The organism is Rhodococcus sp. BH5, assembly GCF_027583855.1.
GTDB classification, from domain to species: Bacteria; Actinomycetota; Actinomycetes; order Mycobacteriales; family Mycobacteriaceae; genus Rhodococcus_F; species Rhodococcus_F qingshengii.
In genome coordinates this window covers 1-1,155 of record NZ_JAJHVW010000070.1, presented here as the reverse complement: position 1 = coordinate 1,155, position 1,155 = coordinate 1, and the positions used below count along the sequence as shown (strand labels likewise).

At 63.6% G+C, this 1,155-nt stretch carries 1 protein-coding gene; it reads right to left on the bottom strand.

What is annotated here, in order from left to right; translation table 11 throughout:
* A partial coding sequence (locus RhoBH5_RS32555) for an MCE family protein (RefSeq protein WP_270009643.1) occupies positions 1-1,155 on the bottom strand: 1,155 nt, incomplete at both ends.

Genomic DNA, 1,155 nt, shown 5'->3' with positions numbered 1-1,155 from the left:
GAGCTTGTCCGGGTCCACCTTGGGCTTGCTGTCCCACGGTTGCGAGGTGTTCGGGTCGGCGAACGCGATGCGGTTGGCGCTACGAACCCCCGTTTCGCTGCCCTGAGGTGCCTGGCAGTTGGCGGCAGTGTTCAACGGGAAGTTCTGCGTCGTGTCGTCGAAGTTCGGGTCCTTGCGCTTCATCTCGTCGAGGATCGCCATGGTCCCTTCGTAACCGACGGTGCACGAGAGCGGGTTGTTGGTCTCGAGTACCAAGCCCAGATGTACTGTGCCGTCTCCCGGTGCAACGGTGGGCGCCGCCCCGGCGAGCGCAGGCAGGAAGAGCAGGAATGGCTGCAGCGAGGGCAGTGTCGGTGCGGCTGCCGCTGCAACGGCGGAGAGGTTGGAGAGGTTGGTCGTGAGCGCGGGGCCGGCTTCGGTGACGAGAGAGCCGACTTGTTCGCTGGCCGGTATGCCGTTGTCGATCACGCGTCGGATGTCGGGGTCGCTGGTGCGCAATTGCGCCGTCAGTGCGTCGAGGTCGGTGCTGAACTGCTTGATCGCCGACGATTGATCGGACTGGGTCGTGAGCACCGTCTGGCTGTCGCGGATCAGTCCGAGGGTCTGGGGAAGGGTGTCGAGGCCCGACTGGGAGATCCCCGACAGCGAGTCGGCAAGTACCTGCAGATCTTCGCCCTTGCCGTTGAATGCCGCGCCGAGTTCTTTCGCGACGGTGTGGAGTGCGTCGACCGGAACGGAGTGCACCAGACCGTTGGCGCTGGTCAAGACATTCTCGATCGGGATCGGCGTGGTTGTGTCGCCCACGGCGATCACCGAGCCGTCTTCGAGGAACGGGCCCTGGTCGGTATCGGGCTGAAGGTCGACGTACTGCTCGCCGATGGCTGAGCGATTGGCCACCACGGCCCGCGCGGATGCGGGAATCTGCGGAGCACTGCTGTCGATCAACAGGTCGACTTCGATTCCGTCGGACGTGAGCGACATGTCACCGACGCGTCCGACGGGTACACCGCGATAGGTCACTTCGGCGTTGGTGAAGATGCCACCGGACGTCGCCAGTTCGGTTTTGACCGTGTATTGGCCGAATCCCAGAAGATTGTCCAGCCGTACGTATTTCGCTCCGACATAGATCAAGCCCAGGAGTGCAACCACGACGAG